A 16639-nucleotide genomic window follows, 5' to 3' on the forward strand; every position below is an offset into this window, starting at 1 on the left:
AAGCGCAAAAAGAAAACCCCACGTCGCAAGACGTGGGGTTTTTTGTTGGCAGCAGGAACCGTCAGCGTTTCAGTTTTGCGAATGCCGCGGCCATCGCACCGGCCGCTTCCGGTTCGCGACGCTGCTGCGGACGCTGGCCAGAACGACGATCCTGCGAACCGCGCGATTGCGCTGCGCCCGCGCCGCCGCTCGCCGAAGCCTGCGCGGAGTCATCGTCCAGACGCATCGTGAGCGAAATACGCTGACGCTTCACATCCGTCTCGATCACTTTCACCTTGACGACCTGGCCGGCCTTCACGACTTCGTGCGGGTCCTTGATGAATTTCGTGGACATGGCCGAAACGTGCACGAGACCGTCCTGATGCACGCCGATATCGACAAACGCGCCGAACGCCGCGACGTTCGTCACCACGCCTTCGAGGATCATGCCCGGCACGAGGTCCGAAATTTTCTCGATGCCTTCCCTGAACGTCGCCGTCTTGAACTCGGGGCGCGGATCGCGGCCCGGTTTTTCGAGTTCGACGAGAATGTCGCGCACGGTCGGCAGGCCGAAACGATCGTCGACGAATTCAGTGGGCGAAAGGCCCGTCAAGGCGTCGCGCTTGCCGAGCACATCGCCGATATGCTTTTTGATCTTCGCGAGAATGCGTTCGACGACCGGATACGCCTCCGGATGCACCGACGAGCGATCGAGCGGATTCTCGCCGTTGTTGATGCGCAGAAAGCCCGCTGCCTGCTCGAAGGTCTTGTCGCCGAGACGCGGCACCTTCTTCAGATGCGCGCGCGACGGGAACGGCCCGTTGGCATCGCGATAATCGACGATATTGCGCGCGAGCGTCGAATTCAGCCCCGACACGCGCGCGAGCAGCGCAACCGACGCCGTGTTCGCATCGACGCCGACGGCATTCACGCAATCCTCGACGACCGCATCGAGCGAGCGCGCGAGTTCGCGCTGGTTGACGTCGTGCTGATACTGGCCGACGCCGATCGCTTTCGGCTCGATCTTGACGAGTTCGGCGAGCGGGTCCTGCAGCCGCCGCGCGATCGACACGGCGCCTCGCAGCGACACGTCGAGTTCCGGGAACTCCTTCGCGGCGAGCTCGGATGCCGAATAGACCGATGCGCCCGCTTCGGACACGACGATCTTCTGCAGCTTCAGATCCGGATGCTTCGCGATGAGCTCGCTCGCGAGCTTGTCGGTTTCGCGCGATGCGGTGCCGTTTCCGATCGACACCAGTTCGGCTTGCGTCGCGTGCGCGATGCGCGCGAGCTTCGCGATGGAGCCGTCCCAGTCGCGGCGCGGTTCGTGCGGGTAGATGGTGTCGGTCGCGAGCACCTTGCCGGTGCGATCCACGACCGCCACTTTCACGCCGGTGCGCAAGCCCGGATCGAGACCGATCACGGCCTTCGGGCCGGCAGGCGCCGCGAGCAGCAAGTCCTTCAGATTGCGCGCGAACACGCGAATGGCTTCATGCTCGGCTTCTTCGCGCAATTGCGTAAGCAATTCGGTTTCGATGTGCGGCTGCACCTTCACGCGCCAGCACCAGCGGCACACGTCGGAGAGCCACTTGTCGCCGGCGCGGCCGCGATTGGCGATGCCGAAATGCTGCGCGATCATCGCTTCGCACGGGTGCGGAATCTGCGCGTCGAGTTCCTCGCCGAGGCCGAGCTTGACGGTCAGAACGCCCGCATTGCGGCCACGGAAGAGCGCGAGCGCGCGGTGCGACGGCACGGTGCGGATCGTCTCGCTGTAGTCGTAGTAGTCGCGGAACTTCTCGCCTTCCTCGCCCTGTTTGCCGTCCACCACGCTCGACGTGACGAGCCCCTGGTTGAACAGATGCTCGCGCAGCTTGCCGAGGATTTCGGCGGTTTCGCCGAACTGCTCGGAGAGAATGTCGCGCGCGCCGTCGAGCGCGGCTTTGGTGTCGGCGACGCCTTTTTCCGCATCGACGAACTTTGCGGCTTCGGCTTGCGGATCGAGCGTGGGATCGGCGAGCAGCGCCTGCGCGAGCGGTTCGAGACCGGCCTCGCGTGCGATCTGCGCACGCGTGCGGCGCTTGGGCTTGTAGGGCAGGTAGAGGTCTTCGAGCACCTGTTTGCTGTCCGCGCCTTCGATGGCCCCGCGCAGTTCGGCCGTGAGCTTGCCTTGCTCGTCGATGCTTTGCAGGATCGTCGCGCGGCGGTCTTCGAGCTCGCGCAGGTACAGCAGGCGCTCCTCGAGCGTGCGCAACTGCGTGTCGTCGAGATTGCCGGTGACTTCCTTGCGATACCGGGCGATGAACGGGACAGTCGAGCCTTCGTCGAGAAGCCCCACGGCGGCGGCGACCTGGCGCGGCTGCACGGTGAGTTCGGAGGCAATGCGCTGTACGATCTTGAGTGCTACGGTTTCCGTCATGTTTCTGCGCTGTCTGCGGCTCGCCGGCAAGATTCGCACCGCGTGCGCAGCCTCGCGAGAGCGAGACGCCGCGGGCGGATGACCGTGCAACGAGCCAGGTTCGGACCGGGTTGCTGGAGCGGGGCATTTTGCCATAAATGGCGGAGCGCTCCGGCGCGCGGTGATAGAATTTGGACATCGCACAAGCCGTTTCGCACCTGATTCTTTATCACGTTGCCGTTCATCCATTTGCCCAACTTTCGCCTTTCAAACGTGCCGGTCGCCGCGGCTCTCTCGCTGCTGTGCGCGGCAGGCGCATTCGCGTCGCCGCAAGCGCTTGCTCAAACCGCCAGGCCGATCGATCCCGGCACGTCCGTGAGCGCACGTCCGCTGGATGCACCGGCGGCGCAAAATCCCGATGACGCGCTGAAAGCCGAGTTCGTCCAGCGCCAGAAGGTGCTCGACCGGCGCACCGAAGAAAACAATTACAGTTACGGCGTGAAGCAGCACGACTGCTACAGCAAATTCTTCGTGAATCATTGTCTGGATAACGCGCGCAACGAAATGCGCGAAGTGCGTCAGCAGATCCGCCAGCAACAACTCGCACTCGACGACGAGCAGCGCGCCGAGCGGGCGAAGCAACGCGACGAGCAGACGGCCATCAAGCGGGCGCAATACGAAGCGGAAGCGCCGCAGCGCGCCGCGAACGAGAAGGCCAGCCAGCAGTCCTACGAAGACAAGCAGCGTCAGAACGCGCTGGCCGCTGCCCAGCGTGACGCCGAAGCGCCGCAGCGCGCGGCCAACCAGGCCGCGTACGATCGCAAGCAGGCGGACTACCAGAAGAAGCTCGATGACGCGCGCGCTCGCGGCGTGCAGGACGCGCAGGAACGCGAGCAAAAGGCGCAGCGCTACGAGCAGAAACAGCAGGAAGCCGCGCAGCATCGAGCGGAAGTCGATGCGCGTCAGAAGGAAGCCGCCAGAAAGGCGCAGGAAAAGGCGCAACAGCAGGAGCAGGAGCGCCAGGAGCAACTGAAACTGCAGCAGCAGCAACAACAGCAGCAAGGTAAGTAGGGCGGTCGGGCTCGCTCTTTGGGCCCGCGCAAAGAGGATGAAAGGAGGCGAGCATGCAGCAGCGCTTGAATGAATCCACGCGCGCACCCCGACAACCCGCCATGGATGCCGCTGTGCTGCGCGACCGGATCGCGCAATTGCAGGAAGAGCATCACAGCCTGGACACGTTGATCGAAAAGATGTCCGGCACCGACGACCTGGAGCTGAGGCGCCTGAAAAAGCGCAAGCTCAAGGTGAAGGACACCATTCTCCTGCTGCAATTGCAGCTGGACTCTGACGCGCACTGAACGCAGCGCGCCGGCCGCAGGCTCGCTGCCGTCGGCGCCTCGCGTGCGCGGCCGCGCCGAAACCCGCAGGATTTAGCACGCCTTGAATTCACCCGCACAATCCACCGACGGCGCCAGCGCGCCGCTCGCGCTGACCGACAAACGCGGCGTCGAGCTCGACGCCATCTTTTCCGCGCAAGGACTGCTTGCCCGCGCGATCGACGGTTATCGTTCGCGCGCATCGCAGATCGAAATGGCGCGCTCGGTCGCGGCCGCGATGGAAGCATCCGGCCGCGCCATGCCCGAACCCGCGATGTTCGAGGCGCAGCGCCGTCCCGCGCGCAAGCTCGGGCCTTCCGACAAGCCTTACGCGCCCGACGAGCAGCCGGCCGATGAAATCGGCATCGCGACGGCGAAAGCGGCCATCGACGGCGGCGAGAACACGCTCATCGTCGAGGCCGGCACGGGCACCGGCAAGACCTATGCGTACCTCGTTCCGGCCATGTTGTGGGGCGGCAAGGTCATCGTGTCGACGGGTACGAAGCATCTGCAGGATCAGCTCTTCCAGCGCGACATCCCGACCGTGCGCGACGCGCTCGCCGTGCCCGTGTCCGTCGCGATGCTGAAGGGCCGCGCGAACTATCTGTGCCATTACTACCTGGAACGCACCGCCGACAACGGCCGTCTGTCGTCGCGCCAGGATACGTCGCATCTGCAGGAGATCATCCGTTTCGCGAAGATCACGCGCACCGGCGACAAGGCCGAGCTCGCGAGCGTGCCGGAGAATTCGCCCGTCTGGCCGATGGTCACGTCCACGCGCGATAACTGCCTCGGTCAGGAATGTCCGCATTACAAGGAATGCTTCGTGATGCAGGCGCGCAAGGAGGCGCAGCAGGCGGACATCGTCGTGGTGAATCACCATCTGTTCTTCGCCGATGTGATGCTGCGCGACACCGGCATGGCCGAGTTGCTGCCGACGGCAAACACCATCATCTTCGACGAGGCGCATCAGTTGCCCGAGACGGCGACGCTCTTTTTCGGCGATACGCTCTCGACGACGCAGTTGCTCGAACTCGCGCGCGATACGGTCGCCGAAGGTCTCTCGCACGCACGCGACGCCGCCGACTGGACCAAGCTCGGCGCGGCGCTGGAGCGTGCGGCGCGCGATGTGCGGCTCGCGTTCAAGGAAGATTCGGTGCGCCTGTCGCTCGGGCAATTGCCGGACGGTCATCCGATCTTCGAGGCGCTCGACACGCTGGAGACGCATTTGTCCGCGCTCGCCACGACGCTCTCGTCGCATGCGGAGCGGGCCGAGTCGTTGCAGGCGCTGGTGCGCCGCGCGCGCGAGTTGCAGGATCTGCTCGCGGGCTGGACGACGCCGCCGACATCGCTCGAACGCGCGGTCGTCGCGGACGAGGACACCGCGAAGCAGGCTGCGAAGGAAGAGCCGAACGAGATGGTGCGCTGGATCGAAGTGTTCTCGCACACGGTGCAGTTGCACGAGACGCCGCTGTCGGTCGCGCCGATCTTCGCGAAGCAGCGCGCGGGCGTGCCGCGCGCATGGATTTTCACTTCCGCGACGCTTTCGGTGCGCGGCGACTTCACGCACTACGCGGCGCAGATGGGCCTGAACGCGCGCCGTTCGATGACCTTGCCGAGCCCGTTCGATTACCCGTCGCAAGGTTTGCTGTACGTGCCGCGCAATCTGCCGCAACCTTCGTCGCCGCAATTCACCGATGCCGTGTTCGAGGCGGCGCTGCCCGTGATCGAGGCGGCGGGCGGCGGCGTGTTCGTGCTGTGCACGACGTTGCGCGCGGTGGATCGCATCGCGACGCGCATGCGCGACATCATCGAACGGCGTGGCTGGGACAATCCGCTGCTCGTGCAGGGTGACGCGAGCCGCACCGAGCTGCTCGACCGTTTCCGCGCCTACGGCAATGCGATTCTGGTGGGCAGTCAAAGCTTCTGGGAGGGCGTCGATGTGCGCGGCGATGCGCTGTCGCTCGTCGTCATCGACAAGCTGCCGTTCGCGCCGCCCGACGATCCCGTGCTCGCCGCGCGGCTCGACGCGCTGACTAAAAAAGGCCTGAGCCCGTTCGCCGTGCATCAGTTGCCGCAGGCGGTCATCACGTTGAAGCAGGGCGCGGGGCGGCTGATTCGCGCGGAGACGGATCGCGGCGTGCTGATGATCTGCGACACGCGCCTCGTCGAAAAACCGTATGGCCGGCGCATCTGGCAAAGCCTGCCGCCGTTCAAGCGCACGCGCGAACTGGACGTGGTGCGCGAATTCTTCAGCGATGCGGCGAAGTGGAAAACGGAGCTGGCGGAGTAACTGTCGGAATCCTGATTTTCATCGACGTAAAAAAACGGCCGGTTATCAACCGGCCGTTTCTTTTATTGCCTGCGTGTCTTACCAGATCTGGTACCAGGGCTTGTCGGCGCCCGCGCGGCGTTTGCCTGTCACATACGGGCTGTCCGGGAAGGTCGCGGCGAGCACGCGCTTGGTGTCGTCGGCGAGTTGCGGCTGATCGAGCTTCTCGTACGACAGCATCATGATGTGCAGCGCGTCTTCCGTCGCCGGCGCATTGCGGTACTCGCGAATCGCGAGTTGCGCGCGGTTGATCGCGGCCACGTACGCGCCCCGGCGATAGTAATAATCCGCAGCGTGCACTTCATGCGATGCCAGCGCGTTCACGATGTAGCGCATGCGCTGCGCGGCATCGGGCGCGTACTTGCTTTGCGGATATTTGTCGACGACGACCTTGAATGCGTCATAGGACTCGCGCAGCGACTTCGGGTCGCGCTCGCTCATGTCCTGACCGGAGAAGCGGCCGAAGAGGCCGAGGTCGTCGTTGAAGTGGATCATGCCCTTGAGATAGTACGCATAAGCGATCTCGGGATGATCCGGGTGCAGCTTGATGAAACGATCGATGGCCTGGTCGGCGTTGGCGGTTTCGCTATCCTTCCAGTCGCAGTACGCGACGTTGATCTGCGCCTGCTGCGCGAAATGGCCGAACGGGTCGCGGCCTTCGAGCGCTTCGAAATACTTCGCGCACTTGCCCCAGTCGCTGCCGGATAGCGCGTCCTGAGCCTCCGTATATAATTTGTTGTTGTTCCACGTTGCCGTTTCGTCGGTCTTCTCGGGCAGGCCGTGACAGGCCGTTACGATGGCGACGCTCGCGGCCAGCGCCAGATACTTGATGGATTGACGCATCGAGAGATGAATGGTGTTGAAGGCTCGCATCAGTGCTTGCTGTTCCTGGCTGATTCTCGCTGTTCTAGCTGTATTTCCGGCGCGGCTTCCGTTTCATGCCGCCGAATCTCGTTCAAATGACCCGCTCAAGTACTCGTCGTACCAAAGACCAACTCAAAGATTATAGCCCATGCGACCCCGGCCACGACTCGGCATCGCCCGATTCGACCGGCAGCGCGGGCCGCGAAGCGACGCGCGAGGCGCACGTGCCCGACGAACTCGCGGGCGAGCGGCTCGACAAGGTGCTCGCCAAAGTCTTCCCCGAGTTTTCGCGCAGCCGGCTGCAGGGCTGGATCGAGGAAGGGCGCGTGCTCGTCGATGGCGCGGGCGCGAAAGTGCGCCAGCCCGTGCCGCTCGGCGCGACGATCACGCTCGTGCCCGATCTCCTGCCCGAACAGCTCGCCTTCGCGCCCGAGCCGGTGCCGCTGCATATCGTGTACGAGGACGAGACGCTCGTCGTCATCAACAAGCCCGCGGGCATGGTGGTGCATCCGGCCGCGGGCAACTGGAGCGGCACGCTGCTCAATGGCCTTCTGCATCGTTACGGCGATGCCGCCGCCGGCCTGCCGCGCGCGGGCATCGTGCATCGGCTGGACAAGGAAACGTCCGGCCTGATGGTCGTCGCGCGCACGCTCGAGGCGCAGACCGATCTGGTGCGCCAGTTGCAGGCGCGCACGGTCAAGCGCCGCTATGTCGCGTTCGTGTGGGGCAACATGCCCGACGAAGGCACGATCGACGCGCCGATCGGCCGCGATCCGCGCGAGCGCACGCGCATGGCGGTCGTGAAGACGGCATCGGGCAAGCCCGCGCGTACGCATTTCCGCACCATCGACCGGACCACGTGGCACGGTCAGCCCGTCAGCGCGATTCATTGCGATCTGGAAACGGGCCGGACGCATCAGATTCGGGTGCATTGCGCGCATATCCAGCATCCGCTGCTCGGCGATCCGGTGTACGGACACGCGCGCGGCAAGCGCTCCGTGAAGCCGTTGCCCAACGATTTCGCGCGTCAGGCGCTGCACGCGTGGCGGCTCGGCCTGATTCATCCCGCGACGGGCAAGGAAGTGCATTGGCGCGCGGATGTGCCCGAGGACATCGCGGCGCTCGCAGCGGAACTCGGCTTCGGACAGGACGAGGAAGTCGAGTTCGACGAGGATGAGGGCTTCGTCGAAGTCTACGAGATGGGCGAGGGCGAAGAAGACGACTGGGACGACGAAGAGAGCGAGGACGACGAAGCATGACCAACGACGCCGCCGAACTGCAATCGAAAGACTGCGTGTTGCCGCAATGGAATGTGTCGCCGCGCGTGCGCGCATTCGTCACGACCCGTGCGGGCGGCGTGAGCGAGACGCCCTACGATGGCGGCATGCCCGGCGCGGGCGGCCTCAACCTCGGCTTCTCATCCGGCGACACGCCCGACGCGGTGAAGGAAAACCGCCGCCGCGCGCTCGCATCGACGGGTCTGCACAACGCCGCGTGGCTCGAACAGATTCACGGCACGCAGGTCGAGGATGCGCACGCGGTCATCGAACGCCTCTCGCTTGGCGAGCGCACGCGCGCCGACGCCAGCGTGACGGATCGCGCGGGCGTAGTGTGCGTCGTGATGACGGCCGATTGCCTCCCAGTACTTTTCTGCGACGACGACGGCCGCGCGGTCGGCGCAGCGCATGCGGGCTGGCGCGGTCTTGCCGGCGGCATCGTCGAGAAGACGGGCGAGCGCGTGGCGGCGCTCGCGGGCGTGCCGGCATCGAAGCTCAATGCGTTTCTCGGACCGGCGATCGGGCCGAACGCGTTCGAAGTGGGCGAGGACGTGCTCGATGCGTTCGTCGCGGCCGCGCGGCCGGATCGCCGTGACGCGACGAAGGCCGCGTTCAGTCTTATCGACGGCACACCGGACAAATATCTCGCGGATATCTATGCGCTCGCGCGTCTGCGCCTGGCCGATCTCGGCGTGGGCGTCGCGCGCGTTCATTGCGGCACGCATTGCACCGTCACGGAAAAAGAGCGCTTTTATTCGTACCGTCGCGATCGCGTGACCGGCCGCATGGCCGCGATGATCTGGCTCGCCGATTAAACGATTGGCTGCCGGCAATCGTCTCGGAAGATACCCGACAAGCATTTCCCGCCGATGACTAAACCTCATGCGAAACGCAATAATTCGCATGGGGGAAAACGATAATTAAAAAAATATCGCACTGCGGCAAAATCGGGACGAAGCATTGACATGCCTGACATCCTGGAGCAAGAATGTTCCTGGAATTCAACCAATCGGGCACGGCGTAGCAAGGCACACACTTGCCGCGCGCATAAGGCGCACCAATACTTGCGCGCTGGTCGAGGAAAGCCCGGCGATGCCTGCATCAGCAATCCAAGTCTTGCGAGACTCACAGGTCAATAGCGGGTATGGCTTCCAAATCAACTTCCTCATCTTCCCGCTCCCGTACCGCCGACAGCACCTCGGCCGAAGCATCATCCGCCGATACGACTGGCGTACAGCAGGCGTTCGATCAATGGCTGAACGCCTGGCGTTCCGTCGCTGATCCTTCGCAATGGTCGAAATTCACTCAACAGACGAATACCGCAAGTGATGCGGCGGCAGCGCCGTTCGCTGCATTCGCCGATTTTGCCAAAGGCTTTTCGAACGGATTTCCTTCCGCGGCATTTCCGACGGCATTCCCGACTACGGGCGCGATGCCGCAGATGCCCGATTTCACCAAGATGAACGGCCTCGCGGAGTTCGCAAAACTCGCGAGCAGCATGCCGGGCTTCGGCGCGGCGATGCAGGGATTGCCCACGCTGCCGAAGATTCCGACCGCCGCGATCGCGCCCGAGCGCCTCCATGAATTGCAGAGCAGCTATTCGCGCGACGCCGCCGATCTGCTCAAGCAGGCGGGCGCGCAAAGCATCGATCCGAGCGCGCTGAAAGACCGGCGCTTTACCGATACCTCCTGGCAAACCACGCCCGCCTACGCGTTCACCGCCGCGTGGTATTTGCTGAACGCGCGCTATCTGCAGGAACTCGCGGATGCGGTGCAGAGCGATCCGAAGACGCGCGAGCGCATCCGCTTCGCCGTGCAGCAATGGGCCGCCGCCGCCGCGCCGAGCAATTTCCTCGCGCTCAATCCCGATGCGCAGAAGACGCTCATCGAAAGCAAGGGCGAAAGCCTGCGCCAGGGCATGATGAATCTGCTCAACGACATGCAGCGCGGCAAGATTTCGCAGTCGGACGAATCGCGCTTTCTCGTCGGCAAGAACATAGCGTCGACGGAAGGGTCGGTCGTGTACGAGAACGATCTCGTGCAACTGATCCAGTACAAGCCGCTCGCGCCGAACGTGTACGCGCGCCCGCTTCTGATCGTGCCGCCGTGCATCAACAAGTTCTACATCCTCGATTTGTCGCCGGAAGGCTCGCTCGTGCGCTATGCGCTCGAAGAAGGGCATCAGGTGTTCATCCTGTCGTGGCGCAATGCGGATCAGTCGATCGCGCACAAGACGTGGGACGACTACGTCGAAGAGGGCGCCCTCGAAACGATCCGCGTCGTGCAGGAGATCAGCGGCGAGGACAAGATCAATACCCTCGGCTTCTGCATCGGCGGCACGATCCTCGCGACCGCGCTCGCGGTGGCGAAGGCGCGCGGCGAGGAGCCGGCCGCATCGATGACGCTGCTCACCTCGATGCTCGACTTCTCCGATACGGGCGTGCTCGATGTCTTCGTCGACGAGGCGCACGTGCAGATGCGCGAGCAGTCGATCGGCGGCAAGGGCGGCGCGCCTGCCGGCCTCATGCGCGGCATCGAGTTCGCCAACACGTTCTCGTATCTGCGTCCGAACGACCTGGTCTGGAATTATGTCGTCGACAACTACCTCAAGGGCCGCACGCCGCAAGCGTTCGATCTGCTCTTCTGGAACAGCGATTCGACGAACCTGCCGGGCCCGATGTGCGTCTGGTATCTGCGCAATACGTATCTCGAGAACAAGCTTAAGACGCCGCACGCGCTGACGGTGTGCGGCGAGTCGATCGACCTGTCGCGCCTCACGCTGCCGACCTTCATCTACGGTTCGCGGGAAGACCATATCGTGCCGTGGAAATCGGCTTATGCGTCCGCGCCGGTTCTCAGCGGTCCGCAGAAGTTCGTGCTCGGCGCGTCCGGTCATATCGCGGGCGTGATCAATCCGCCGTCGAAGAACAAGCGCAGCTTCTGGATGATCGACAGCGACGACGAGCGTCTGCCGGACGATCCCGATGCGTGGTTCGATGCCGCGGCGGAGCATCCCGGAAGCTGGTGGCCGGCCTGGTCGAAGTGGCTCGCCGAAAACGCGGGCGAGCGGGTCAAGGCGCGCGCGGCGCAGGGATCGAAGACTCACCCGGTAATCGAGGCCGCACCCGGCCGTTACGTACTGGAACGCGATGTGTGAGCGGCGTCTGACCGTGTGCGAGAGCGCACGGTGCCGTTCCGAATCGCATTAACATCCGATGCCAAAAGGAAACTGAAATGACTGACGTAGTGATCGTATCGGCCGCGCGTACGGCGGTAGGCAAGTTCGGCGGCTCGCTCGCGAAGATCGCGGCGCCGGAGCTGGGCGCGACGGTAATCAGGGCGGTTCTGGAGCGCGCAGGCGTGAAGCCGGACCAGGTGAGCGAAGTGATTCTGGGTCAGGTGCTCGCGGCCGGCTCGGGCCAGAACCCGGCGCGCCAGTCGCTCATCAAGGCCGGTTTGCCCGACATGGTTCCGGGCATGACGATCAACAAGGTCTGCGGCTCGGGCCTGAAGGCGGTGATGCTGGCGGCGAACGCGATCATCGCGGGCGACGCGGAGATCGTCATCGCGGGCGGTCAGGAAAACATGAGCGCCGCGCCGCACGTGCTGCCGGGCTCGCGCGACGGTTTTCGCATGGGCGATGCGAAGCTGATCGACACGATGATCGTCGATGGCCTGTGGGACGTCTATAACAACTACCACATGGGCACGACGGCTGAGAACGTCGCGAAGGAATTCGGCATCACGCGCGAGGATCAGGACAAGTTCGCGGCGCTGTCGCAGAACAAGGCGGAAGCCGCGCAGAAGTCGGGCCGTTTCAACGACGAGATCGTGCCGGTCTCGATTCCGCAACGCAAAGGCGAGCCGCTGCAGTTCGCCACCGACGAATTCGTGCGCCACGGCGTGACGGCCGAAGCGCTTGCGGGCCTGAAGCCCGCGTTCTCGAAGGAAGGCACGGTGACGGCGGCGAACGCGTCGGGCCTCAACGACGGCGCGGCGGCGGTCGTCGTGATGTCGGCGAAGAAGGCCGAGGCGCTGGGTCTCACACCGCTCGCGCGCATCAAGGCGTACGCGAACGCGGGCGTCGATCCGAAGATCATGGGCATGGGCCCGGTGCCGGCATCGAAGCGCTGTCTGGAGCGCGCGGGCTGGTCGGTGAACGATCTGGACCTGATGGAAATCAACGAGGCGTTCGCGGCGCAGGCGCTGGCGGTGCACAAGCAGATGGGCTGGGATCAGTCGAAGATCAACGTGAACGGCGGCGCGATTGCGATCGGTCACCCGATCGGCGCATCGGGCTGCCGGATTCTCGTCACGCTGCTGCACGAAATGCAGAAGCGCGATGCGAAGAAGGGTCTGGCGTCGCTGTGCATCGGCGGCGGCATGGGTGTCGCGCTGGCGCTGGAACGTCCGTAAGTCACTGGCGGTCGATGGCGGGAATGGGAAGGGCCAGCGGGCGGCAAGGAGATCGCCGTCCGCATAACGAAAATGGAGAGCGGAATGACGAAGCGCGTAGCGTATGTAACCGGCGGGATGGGCGGCATCGGCACCAGCATCTGCCAGCGTCTGCACAAGGACGGCTTCACGGTCGTCGCGGGCTGCGGCCCGAACTCGCCGCGCCGGGTGAAATGGCTGGAAGACCAGAAGACGCTCGGATTCGACTTCATCGCCTCGGAAGGCAACGTCGGCGACTGGGAATCGACCAAGAATGCGTTCGACAAGGTGAAGGCCGAAGTCGGCGAGGTCGATATCCTCGTGAATAACGCGGGCATCACGCGCGACGTCGTGTTCCGCAAGATGACGCACGAAGACTGGACCGCGGTCATCGACACGAACCTGACGAGCCTCTTCAACGTGACGAAGCAGGTCATCGACGGCATGGTCGAGCGCGGCTTTGGCCGCATCATCAACATTTCGTCGGTGAACGGCCAGAAGGGGCAATTCGGCCAGACGAACTACTCGACCGCCAAGGCCGGCATTCACGGCTTCACGATGGCGCTCGCGCAGGAAGTGGCCACCAAGGGCGTGACGGTCAACACGGTGTCGCCGGGCTATATCGGCACGGACATGGTGAAGTCGATTCGCCCCGAAGTGCTCGAGAAGATCGTCGCGACGATTCCCGTGCGGCGACTCGGCACGCCTGACGAGATCGGTTCTATCGTCGCTTGGCTCGCGTCCGACGAATCCGGTTTCTCGACCGGCGCGGACTTCTCGCTGAACGGCGGCTTGCATATGGGCTGACGGGCGGCGGCTTCCCGCGACGCCTTTCATGCGCGCGGGAAGCCGCCACTCGCCGGGGTACATCAACGATGCGGCGAACATGCAGCAGCGCTTTTTTGCGACAACGCAAGACCTGCTTGCTGCCATCGCAGTAAAGTTTTGCGTTTAAAGGCGTTAAATGACCACCACTACTACTACAAAGAAAGCCGCCGAACGACTTATCAAAAAGTATCCGAACCGTCGGCTGTATGACACGGAAACGAGCACCTACATCACGTTGTCGGATGTGAAGCAGCTCGTGCTCGATCAGGAAGACTTCAAGGTGCTCGATGCGAAGAGCAACGACGACCTCACGCGCAGCATCCTTCTGCAGATCATTCTGGAAGAAGAGAGCGGCGGCCTGCCGATGTTTTCATCGGTGATGCTTTCACAGATCATCCGCTTCTACGGTCACGCGATGCAGGGCATGATGGGCACGTATCTGGAAAAGAACATCCAGGCGTTCATCGACATCCAGCAGAAGCTGACCGAGCAGAGCAAGGGCATCTACGACGGCAACGCGCTCAATCCGGAAGTCTGGTCGCAGTTCATGAACATGCAGGCGCCGATGATGCAGGGCATGATGACGAGCTACATCGAGCAGTCGAAGAACATGTTCGTGCAGATGCAGGAGCAGATGCAGACGCAGGCGAAGTCGATGTTCAACACATTCCCGTTCCCGACGCCCACGCCGCCGTCGACGGAGAAGAAGTAATCCATTTCAGGCGCGCGTTCGGGCGCCGGGTTGGCGCGCCCGGTGCGAGCGAGCGCGCGTCGGATGCCTAGAGTCCGCCTACCGCTCTTGCCGGGTCCTGCGCCCACGCCGCGCCGAAATCTCCGCGATAGGTGTACGAGCCGTGGTGCGCGAGCTTCGAGCGGGCATCCACGTAGACCTTTCCGCCCAGATCGCGCCAGCGGCGGCAAAAGGCGTAGTCCTCGGAAAGATAGCGTCCGGTTTCGCGCTCGACCATCACGTCGAAGAAGCGATGACAGTAGCCGTGCAGCGGCGAGTCGGGCGGCGCGTCCGGCGTGTATTGCAGTTCGGGCATGCGCGCGATCATCGTTTCGAGCACCGCGCGGCGAATGCACATGAAGCCCGTCGGCGCTTCGGTGACTTCCAAGAAACCGTCGGCGTCGATCTCGAGGTGCGCGCCCGCGTGCGCGTTGACCGGATAGCGCAACGCACGCGTCAGAAACTGCTCTTGCGTGAGGCCGGCGGGAATGTCGCCCGTCCAGTCGATGCGTTTGAGCGGATAGACGCCCGTGACGACATCGCGATCCGCCAGCAACAATCGCAGCGCCTGGTCCGGTGTGAAGCCGATATCGGCATCGATCCAGAAAAGATGCGTGTGCTGCTTTTGCGCGAGGAAATGCGCGACGGCTTCGTTGCGCGCGCGGGTCACGAGGCTTTCGCCGGAGAGGATGCGCACCGAGCCTTGCACGCCGAGACGCCAGAGCTCGTTGGTGAGGGCGAGCATGCTGGTGGCGAAGCCGGACGTTACCTGGCCGGAATAGCAGGGGGTCATGAAAAGGGGATTGAAGTGGCGCAGAGCGGAGTCGTCGAGCATGAGAACGGGTTATGTGTGAGCCGGAAGCGGCGAAAAGGGCGCCGAGTTTGCGGCGCCCGGCCCACGAAGGGAATGGGACAAGGACGGAAAGCGTCCCGATGGATATCGGCCATTCCGGACCGGCGAAACCGTGCCATCGGCACTCCGGGGTAAAATGTTGGATTGGCCTCGCGCGTCCCCACAAGACACTGTTCCCGTGAAAAATTCTTTAGATTCAACCGCCAGAACGACTCCCGCGCCGAAAATCGGCATGGTGTCGCTTGGCTGCCCGAAAGCGCTCGTCGATTCCGAGCAGATCATCACCCAGTTGCGCGCCGAAGGTTATGAAATCTCCGGCACCTATGACGGCGCGGATCTCGTCGTCGTCAACACCTGCGGCTTCATCGACGAAGCCGTGCAGGAAAGCCTCGACGCCATCGGCGAGGCATTGAGCGAGAACGGCAAGGTCATCGTCACCGGCTGCCTCGGTGCGAAAAAGAGCGCGAGCGGCTCGGGCCTCATCGAGGAAGTGCATCCGAAAGTGCTCGCCGTGACCGGTCCGCACGCGACCAACGAAGTGATGAACGCCGTGCACACGCACCTGCCGAAACCGCACGACCCGTTCACCGATCTCGTGCCGCCCGCCGGCATCAAGCTGACGCCGCGCCACTACGCGTATCTGAAGATTTCGGAAGGCTGCAATCATCGCTGCACGTTCTGCATCATTCCGTCGATGCGCGGCGATCTCGTGTCGCGCCCCGTCGCCGAAGTCATGCTCGAAGCGGAAAATCTCTTCAAATCCGGCGTGAAAGAGCTGCTCGTCATCTCGCAGGACACGAGCGCATACGGCGTCGACGTGAAGTACCGCACGGGCTTCTGGAACGGCAAGCCGCTCAAGACGCGCATGACCGATCTCGTCGGCGCGCTCGGCGAACTGGCCGCGAAATACGGCGCGTGGGTGCGGCTGCACTATGTCTATCCGTATCCGAGCGTGGACGATGTCATTCCGATGATGGCCGAAGGTCCGCTGCGCGGCCACGTGCTGCCGTATCTCGACGTGCCTTTCCAGCACGCGCATCCCGAAGTGCTGAAGCGCATGAAGCGCCCGGCCAACGCCGAGAAGGTGCTCGAACGCGTGAAGACGTGGCGTGAAATCTGTCCCGATCTGACCATCCGCAGCACGTTCATCGCGGGCTTTCCGGGTGAGACGGAAGAGCAGTTCCAGACGCTGCTGGATTTCCTCGAAGAAGCGGATCTGGATCGCGTCGGCTGCTTTGCGTACTCGCCGGTCGAAGGCGCCACCGCGAACGAACTCGACGGCGCGCTGCCCGACGAAGTGCGCGAGGAACGCCGCGCGCGCTTCATGGAACTGGCCGAAGAACTTTCGGCGAAGCGCATGAAGAAGAAGGTCGGCAAGACGCTGAAGGTGCTCGTCGATGAAGTGAGCACGGACGGCGGCATCGGCCGCACGGCGGCGGATGCGCCGGAAATCGACGGCGTCGTGTACATCGCGCCGGCGACGAAGGCATCGAAGCGCTACAAGGCCGGCGACTTCGTGTCGGTGAAGATCACCGGCGCCGATGGCCACGATCTCTGGGGCGAGGTGTAAG

13 protein-coding genes are annotated in these 16639 nt (G+C 63.8%); 10 read left to right on the forward strand and 3 right to left on the reverse strand.

The features are described 5' to 3' along the window. Positions 1 to 61: 61 nt before the first annotated feature. The gene (locus IAG25_RS09380; RefSeq protein WP_187604622.1) at positions 62 to 2395 is read right to left on the reverse strand and encodes a Tex family protein; all 2334 of its coding nucleotides are present in this window, start codon (positions 2393 to 2395) and stop codon (positions 62 to 64) included. Between the two features lie 252 nt (positions 2396 to 2647). Here IAG25_RS09380 and IAG25_RS09385 point away from each other — a divergent pair, with 252 nt between their 5' ends. The 3 genes from IAG25_RS09385 to IAG25_RS09395 all read left to right on the forward strand — a co-directional run bounded on the left by IAG25_RS09385 (position 2648) and on the right by IAG25_RS09395 (position 6043). Then, positions 2648 to 3445, forward strand: coding sequence for a colicin transporter (locus tag IAG25_RS09385; protein ID WP_187605051.1), 798 nt, complete (start codon positions 2648 to 2650; stop codon positions 3443 to 3445). Positions 3446 to 3546: 101 nt separating this feature from the next. Continuing rightward, positions 3547 to 3732, forward strand: a complete 186-nt coding sequence (locus IAG25_RS09390) for a DUF465 domain-containing protein (protein WP_035500990.1) — start codon at positions 3547 to 3549, stop codon at positions 3730 to 3732. 82 nt (positions 3733 to 3814) lie between these two features. Then, positions 3815 to 6043 (forward strand): ATP-dependent DNA helicase, encoded by a 2229-nt coding sequence (locus IAG25_RS09395; protein ID WP_187604623.1) that lies wholly within the window; start codon positions 3815 to 3817, stop codon positions 6041 to 6043. 78 nt (positions 6044 to 6121) lie between these two features. On the opposite strand, the gene IAG25_RS09400 is transcribed toward IAG25_RS09395, so the two are convergent. Next, positions 6122 to 6955, reverse strand: a complete 834-nt coding sequence (locus tag IAG25_RS09400) for an outer membrane protein assembly factor BamD (RefSeq protein WP_187604624.1) — start codon at positions 6953 to 6955, stop codon at positions 6122 to 6124. Positions 6956 to 7041: 86 nt separating this feature from the next. Here IAG25_RS09400 and IAG25_RS09405 point away from each other — a divergent pair, with 86 nt between their 5' ends. From IAG25_RS09405 to phaR, 6 genes are all read left to right on the forward strand, one after another. Continuing rightward, the gene (locus IAG25_RS09405; RefSeq protein ID WP_187604625.1) at positions 7042 to 8205 is read left to right on the forward strand and encodes an RluA family pseudouridine synthase; all 1164 of its coding nucleotides are present in this window, start codon (positions 7042 to 7044) and stop codon (positions 8203 to 8205) included. Further along, positions 8202 to 9038 carry a peptidoglycan editing factor PgeF gene (pgeF, locus tag IAG25_RS09410; RefSeq protein ID WP_187604626.1) on the forward strand — a complete coding sequence of 279 codons (837 nt, stop codon included), beginning with the start codon at positions 8202 to 8204 and terminating at the stop codon, positions 9036 to 9038. The genes IAG25_RS09405 and pgeF overlap by 4 nt, the downstream gene beginning before the upstream one ends. A 329-nt stretch (positions 9039 to 9367) precedes the next feature. Next, positions 9368 to 11380: a class I poly(R)-hydroxyalkanoic acid synthase gene (gene phaC, locus IAG25_RS09415; RefSeq protein ID WP_187604627.1), complete on the forward strand. Its 2013-nt coding sequence runs from the start codon at positions 9368 to 9370 to the stop codon at positions 11378 to 11380. A 77-nt stretch (positions 11381 to 11457) separates the two neighbouring features. Next, positions 11458 to 12639, forward strand: a complete 1182-nt coding sequence (locus tag IAG25_RS09420) for an acetyl-CoA C-acetyltransferase (RefSeq protein ID WP_187603757.1) — start codon at positions 11458 to 11460, stop codon at positions 12637 to 12639. 84 nt (positions 12640 to 12723) lie between these two features. After that, positions 12724 to 13464, forward strand: a complete 741-nt coding sequence (locus tag IAG25_RS09425; protein WP_035500981.1) for a 3-ketoacyl-ACP reductase — start codon at positions 12724 to 12726, stop codon at positions 13462 to 13464. A gap of 157 nt (positions 13465 to 13621) precedes the next feature. Next, entirely contained in the window at positions 13622 to 14197 is a 576-nt protein-coding gene (phaR, locus tag IAG25_RS09430; RefSeq protein WP_035500980.1) for a polyhydroxyalkanoate synthesis repressor PhaR, read from the forward strand. Positions 14198 to 14264: 67 nt separating this feature from the next. Here phaR and IAG25_RS09435 read toward each other — a convergent pair whose 3' ends face one another. Next, positions 14265 to 15008, reverse strand: a complete 744-nt coding sequence (locus tag IAG25_RS09435; RefSeq protein WP_309243929.1) for a hypothetical protein — start codon at positions 15006 to 15008, stop codon at positions 14265 to 14267. 292 nt (positions 15009 to 15300) lie between these two features. On the opposite strand from IAG25_RS09435, the gene rimO reads away from it, so the two are divergent. After that, a complete protein-coding gene (rimO, locus tag IAG25_RS09440; protein WP_222946451.1) occupies positions 15301 to 16638 on the forward strand; it encodes a 30S ribosomal protein S12 methylthiotransferase RimO in 1338 nt (445 codons plus the stop codon). Position 16639 lies beyond the last annotated feature (1 nt).

The organism is Caballeronia sp. EK, assembly GCF_014384845.1.
Lineage (GTDB): Bacteria > Pseudomonadota > Gammaproteobacteria > Burkholderiales > Burkholderiaceae > Caballeronia > Caballeronia jiangsuensis.

Bases quoted from the DNA above. Each gene is read 5' to 3' on its own strand.
- IAG25_RS09380 (WP_187604622.1), bottom strand. From the start codon at position 2,395: ATGACGGAAACCGTAGCACTCAAGATCGTACAGCGCATTGCCTCCGAA.
- IAG25_RS09390 (WP_035500990.1), top strand. From the start codon at position 3,547: ATGGATGCCGCTGTGCTGCGCGACCGGATCGCGCAATTGCAGGAAGAG.
- IAG25_RS09400 (WP_187604624.1), bottom strand. From the start codon at position 6,955: ATGCGAGCCTTCAACACCATTCATCTCTCGATGCGTCAATCCATCAAG.
- IAG25_RS09405 (WP_187604625.1), top strand. From the start codon at position 7,042: ATGACCCGCTCAAGTACTCGTCGTACCAAAGACCAACTCAAAGATTAT.
- pgeF (WP_187604626.1), top strand. From the start codon at position 8,202: ATGACCAACGACGCCGCCGAACTGCAATCGAAAGACTGCGTGTTGCCG.
- phaC (WP_187604627.1), top strand. From the start codon at position 9,368: ATGGCTTCCAAATCAACTTCCTCATCTTCCCGCTCCCGTACCGCCGAC.
- IAG25_RS09420 (WP_187603757.1), top strand. From the start codon at position 11,458: ATGACTGACGTAGTGATCGTATCGGCCGCGCGTACGGCGGTAGGCAAG.
- IAG25_RS09425 (WP_035500981.1), top strand. From the start codon at position 12,724: ATGACGAAGCGCGTAGCGTATGTAACCGGCGGGATGGGCGGCATCGGC.
- phaR (WP_035500980.1), top strand. From the start codon at position 13,622: ATGACCACCACTACTACTACAAAGAAAGCCGCCGAACGACTTATCAAA.
- IAG25_RS09435 (WP_309243929.1), bottom strand. From the start codon at position 15,008: ATGACCCCCTGCTATTCCGGCCAGGTAACGTCCGGCTTCGCCACCAGC.
- rimO (WP_222946451.1), top strand. From the start codon at position 15,301: ATGGTGTCGCTTGGCTGCCCGAAAGCGCTCGTCGATTCCGAGCAGATC.